6 protein-coding genes are annotated in these 5119 nt (G+C 67.3%); 3 read left to right on the forward strand and 3 right to left on the reverse strand.

The window, feature by feature from the left end:
• Positions 1 to 1184 (reverse strand): amidase (locus EN742_RS23775; RefSeq protein ID WP_128333351.1); only part of this gene is annotated, 1184 nt, incomplete at its 3' end.
• Positions 1185 to 1326: 142 nt separating this feature from the next.
• Between EN742_RS23775 and EN742_RS23780 the strand changes: the two genes are divergently transcribed.
• Positions 1327 to 1674 (forward strand): GFA family protein, encoded by a 348-nt coding sequence (locus tag EN742_RS23780; protein ID WP_126058209.1) that lies wholly within the window; start codon positions 1327 to 1329, stop codon positions 1672 to 1674.
• A gap of 7 nt (positions 1675 to 1681) precedes the next feature.
• Here EN742_RS23780 and EN742_RS23785 read toward each other — a convergent pair whose 3' ends face one another.
• On the reverse strand, positions 1682 to 2590 hold the full coding sequence (locus EN742_RS23785; RefSeq protein WP_126058208.1) for an SDR family oxidoreductase: 909 nt from the start codon (positions 2588 to 2590) through the stop codon (positions 1682 to 1684).
• A 93-nt stretch (positions 2591 to 2683) separates the two neighbouring features.
• Here EN742_RS23785 and EN742_RS23790 point away from each other — a divergent pair, with 93 nt between their 5' ends.
• Positions 2684 to 3274 (forward strand): helix-turn-helix domain-containing protein, encoded by a 591-nt coding sequence (locus EN742_RS23790; RefSeq protein ID WP_189375537.1) that lies wholly within the window; start codon positions 2684 to 2686, stop codon positions 3272 to 3274.
• A gap of 20 nt (positions 3275 to 3294) precedes the next feature.
• Here EN742_RS23790 and EN742_RS23795 read toward each other — a convergent pair whose 3' ends face one another.
• Positions 3295 to 4509, reverse strand: coding sequence for an MFS transporter (locus EN742_RS23795; protein ID WP_126058206.1), 1215 nt, complete (start codon positions 4507 to 4509; stop codon positions 3295 to 3297).
• A gap of 172 nt (positions 4510 to 4681) precedes the next feature.
• On the opposite strand from EN742_RS23795, the gene EN742_RS23800 reads away from it, so the two are divergent.
• Positions 4682 to 5119, forward strand: a 438-nt coding sequence (locus tag EN742_RS23800) for a cupin domain-containing protein (RefSeq protein ID WP_148670216.1), incomplete at its 3' end; no start/stop codon positions are given.

Here is a 5119-nt window from a genome sequence, read left to right on the forward strand (position 1 = left end):
GAGATGGCGCAGAGATCGAACTGGTTGGCGACCTGGGTGTTGCGCAACAGCAGGCCTTCGGTCCGCTCGCGCAGCGCCGCGTCGCTAGCCATCAAGGCGATGGTCGGCGCCGCCACCGGCGTCGTCGGCAGGGCCAGCACATCGACCGCGGCCAGCCGCTCGTCCATCGCTGAGGCCAGCGCCTTGCGGCGCCGGATTGTCCGGATATAGACCGACGCGGGGATGGCCAGCGCGCGCGACAACGGCCCGCTGACATGCGGATCGACCGGCACGGAAGCGCCTGTCGCCAGCCAGTCGGCATGGACCTCGGCGCCTTCCATTGACGCGATCGTCGCGCGCCTGGTCGCCGCCCGCATCTCGGCGAGCAGGTCGTCGATCGACAGGTCCGCAACCCGCGCGCCGGCCCGCTCGACCTGGCCCAGGCATCTTTCGAACGCGGTCGCCACCTCGCTTTCGGTGTCCTCGAAAGGAACGCCGCGCGGGATACCGACACGAAGTCCGGCAAGTGGCAACGGCAGATGCAGCGGGGGCACCTCCTCAGCCGCCATCACCGCATCGGCGACGGCACAGGCGGCGACGCTCAGCGCCAGCGGTCCGATCGAATCCAGCGTCGCGGACAACGGATAGGCACCCGTCAGCGGCACCCGACGCGCCGTTGGCTTGAAACCGATGACGCCGTTCAGCGATGCCGGTATGCGCACCGAACCGCCGGTGTCGGAGCCGATGGCGATGTCACAGGTACCTTCGCCGACCGAGACGCCGGCGCCCGAGGACGAACCGCCCGGTATCAGGCTGGCGTCGGTGGCATTGCCGGGCGTGCCGTAATGCTGGTTGGTACCGATCGCGGTGAAGGCGAACTCGGTCATGTTGGTCTTGCCGAGGATGACCGCGCCCGCCTGGCGCAGCCGGCTGACGACGGCGGCGTCGCGCAAGGCGGGCGCGGCGGGCTTGAGCATCAGCGATCCGGCCGTGGTCGCCTCGCCGGCGACGTCGAACAGGTCCTTGATCGAGACGATCGTGCCGTCGAGCGGTCCGAGCGTCACGCCGGCCTTCCGCCGCGCATCGCTGGCGTCAGCGGCTGCTCGCGCTGCCTCCGGGTACAGTCGCACGAACACGCACTCGTCGCTCGCGCGGGTCGCGAGACGCGACAGCAGAATTTCGAGATGATCGCGGACTGATTGCATTTTCGGTGTCGGACTCCGCAAGGCTGCAGCGTCTTTAGAGCATGATCCCGAGAAGTGGGAACCGGTTTTCGGAAAGATCATGCTCCAACAATGAGTTGGATCAGGCATATTTGCACTGCCGGGCCGAAGGGGAGAAGGAACGATGCTCTACAAAGGCGGCTGCCACTGCGGCAAGGTGGCGTTCGAGGTCGAAGGCGAGCTCGGCGGGGCCGTGCGCTGCAACTGCTCGATCTGCGCCCGCAAGGCGGCATTGCTCTGGGCGGTGCCGCATCGGAACCTGCGGCTGCTCGCCTGGGGCGACGACCTCGGCCGTTACACCTTTGGCAAGGGCGCCATCGCCCATCGCTTCTGCCGCTTTTGCGGCATCCATCCCTTCGCCGAGGACGTCGGCGACGGCAGCGAACGCAGCGCCTATGTCAACATCAATTGCCTCGACGGGATCGACCTTGCCTCCGTCCAGATCTTCGACTTCGACGGTCGCTCGGCCTAGCGCAATTCTAGCGATACCCGGTCGCATCGGCCGGCTTGCCGGCATCCTGGACCTCCGGGACATAGCGCCAGGCATCCGGGCGCGAACCATCGAGATCGGTGAAGCCATAGACTTGCGCCAGCCCGCCGCTGGACAGCGACTGCCCGTTCCAGCGCGACCGCTCCGGATCCGCGGCCAGCGCCACGACGGCGCGGCCGACGAAGCGCGGCGTCTCCGAAATGACGAAATGCGGTACCTTGGCGGTCGCGTCGCGCCAGTTCGCCTCGCTGACGCCGAAGGCCTCCAGCATCATTTCGGAACGCAGCCAGCCGGGCGTCAGCGAGACCGACGTGGCGCCATGTGGCGCGAGGTCCTTGGCGTGCGCCCATGCCATGCGCGTCGCCGCCACCTTGGCGAGGTCGTAGAATGGCGACAGCCGGTAGTGGTCTGCATTGTATTCGGCCGTGCCGTCGGTGACTTCGACATGCAGCCCGCCCGGCCGCTCGATCATCAGCGGCAGCGCGTGGTGCGCGGTGATCAGATGCGTGTCGATGGCCAGGCGCAGCAGGCGCAAGCCGTTCTCGAGATCGTGGTCCCAGACCGGCTTGTTCCACTCGAACAGCTTCTCGCCGCCCCACAGATCGTTGACCAGGACATCGAGACGGCCCTGCTCGGCACGGATACGCTCGACCAGTTCGCGCACATCGTCAGCAATCAGATGATCGACCTGGACGGCAATGCCCTTGCCGCCTTGCGCCGTGACCAGCTCAGCCGTTTCCTCGATCGTCTCCGGACGGCCATAGTCCGACTGTTGCGTCCGCGTCGTGCGCCCGGTGACATAGACGGTGGCGCCGGCGGCGCCGAGCTCGACCGCGATGCCACGGCCGGCACCGCGCGTTGCGCCGGCGACAAGGGCGACCTTCCCTTCAAGCATCATCGAAACCTCCCGAACCAAAACACCACAACGAGGGCTGGCGCCTGCTGCGCTCCTAATTTATAAATGATCATTCGTTTATAAATGGATGTCAAGATGACCCGGCCGAAAACGCAACCCGACGAGCAGGTGCTGGAGGTCGCCTACCGGCTGATGCACGCCGAAGGCCCGGAGGCGCTGACCTTCGAGCGGCTGGCGCGGGCATGCGGCCTATCGGGGTCGACGCTGGTGCAGCGCTTCGGGAGCAAGGCGCAGCTGAAGCAACGCACGCTGCTTTATGCCTGGGATGGGCTCGACCGGAAAACCGAAGCGCTGTCCGCCTCGACGCCGAGGACCCCGGCCGGGGCCATCCGGTTGTTGGGTGGTCTATCCAGCGGCTATGGCGACATCGAATCCTATGCCGAAGGTTTGCTGGTGCTGCGCGAGGACCTGCGCGATCCCGTGCTGCGGGCACGTGGCGCCGCCTGGAAAGCGGCGCTAAGCAAGGTGCTCGCCGACTGTTTCGCCGGTATACCCGGCATGCCTCAGGACATCGGCCTGCTGATGGCGTCGCACTGGCAGGGCTCGCTGCTGTGGTGGAGCTTCGATCCCGAAATGGAGCTGACCGCCTATGTCGAGCACAGCCTGGAGCGCTTCGTGGCGGCGATCACGGCGACATCGGCCCGGGCGGCTGCCGGGCCGATGTAGGATGATCGCGCGGGGGCTGGCTAGCCCGCGCGCTTCGGCCCCATCAGCACCGCCACCAGGGCCGCCAGCAGCGTTGCGATGCCGCAATAGGCGAAGGCGCTGGCGACGCCGGCATGGTCGACCAGCAGGCCGCCGAAGACGGCGCCGAGCGCGATCGCCACCTGGAACGTGGCGACCATCAGCCCGCCGGCGCTTTCGGCCTCGTCCGGCGCCGCGCGCACCAGCCAGGTCTGCAGCCCGACCGGCACCGCGCCGAAGGCGAAGCCCCAGGCGGCGACGGCGATCGCCGCCGTCACCGGCGAGGCGCCAAGGGTGAGCAGCACCAGCGCCGACACGGCAATCAGCAGCGGCGCCAGGGCGACCGCGGCCTTCAGGTTGCGCTCGGCCATGAAGCCGCCGGCGAAGTTGCCGAAGAAGCCGCCGATGCCGTAGCCGAGCAGCACCAGCGAGATCGTCTCGATCGGCAGCACCGGAACCACCTCGAGATACGGGCGCACATAGGTGAAGCCGGCAAAGTGACCCGAGGCGACCAGCAGCACGACCAGCAGCGCCGCCCTGATCATCGGCCGCTTCAAGACCTCCAGCAAGGTGCGCACGCTGGCCACGCCGGCCGGCGGCAGCCGCGGGATGGTGGCAAGCTGCACCAAGAGCGCCAGCGCGCCGACGACGGCCGCGATCATGAAGGCGGTGCGCCAGCCCCAGACATCGCCGACATAGGCGCCGACCGGCGCGGCGGTGACGGTGGCGACCGAAACGCCGGTGAGGATGATCGACATGGCGCGCGGCATCAGCCGCATCGGCACGAGCCTCAGCGCCATCGCCGCCGACATCGACCAGAAGCCGCCGAGCGCGACGCCGAGAACCACCCGGGCCAGAAGCAGCATGGTCAGCGAGGAAGCAAAGGCTGCGAGCAGATTGGAGACGATGAGCAGAACCGTCAGCATCCACATCACCAGCCGGCGGTCAAGCCGCTTGGTGACGATGGCCATGGTCGGCGCCGCGATCGCGCCGACCACCGCCGTCGCCGTCACCGCTTGCCCGGCCGCGCCCTCGCTGACGCCGAGGTCCTGCGCCAGCCGCGTCAGCAGGCTGGCCGGCAGGAATTCCGCAGTCACAAGGCCGAACACCCCGAGCGCCAGCGACACCACCGCGCCCCAAGCAGGCTCTGATCGTTCTTGAGAGTCGGCGCTGTCTAGAACAGCGGCGTCGATGACGCCCGTGGTGGGTTCGGTCATGGCTAAATCTCCGATCTGTTTGCGCGCCACTTAGGAAATGACCGGCTCGGCCTCCACCCGTTACATGCTTCGCGGGCGCGCTCTGCCAGTCCGACTTGTTTGCGGCGCAACATTTGGCTGACATGCAACATAGGAAGTGACGCGATGGAGTTTCCATGCTAGAAACGCCGAAATGAATTACAATTCGTCCAGAACCGCACTGCCGGCTTCCGGCGATCCTTTGACCGACATGCTACGCGGCCTCCGCCTCGACGGCGTCGACTATGGTCGCTGCGTGCTGGGGGAACCCTGGGCGGTGTCCTTTCCCGCGCAGAAGGCGGCGCGCTTCCACTTCATCGGCCAGCAAGGCTGCTGGCTGTTCTCGCCGGCGAAGGAATGGATCGAGCTGTCGGTCGGCGACGCGCTGCTGATCCCGCGCGGCGACGAGCACGTTCTGGCCAGCGCGCCGGGCGTGCCTGCCGTGCCGATCGGCCGCTACAGCATCGAGCCGGTTTGCGAGAACATCTACGACGTCTCCAATGGCTGCGATGGCTGCAAGACCCTGCTGTTCTGCGGCAGCATGCATTTCAATCTCGACGGCTCGCATCCGCTGCTCGACATGATGCCGGAC

The organism is Mesorhizobium sp. M4A.F.Ca.ET.020.02.1.1 (genome assembly GCF_004022645.1).
In the GTDB taxonomy this organism is placed as follows: Bacteria; Pseudomonadota; Alphaproteobacteria; order Rhizobiales; family Rhizobiaceae; genus Mesorhizobium.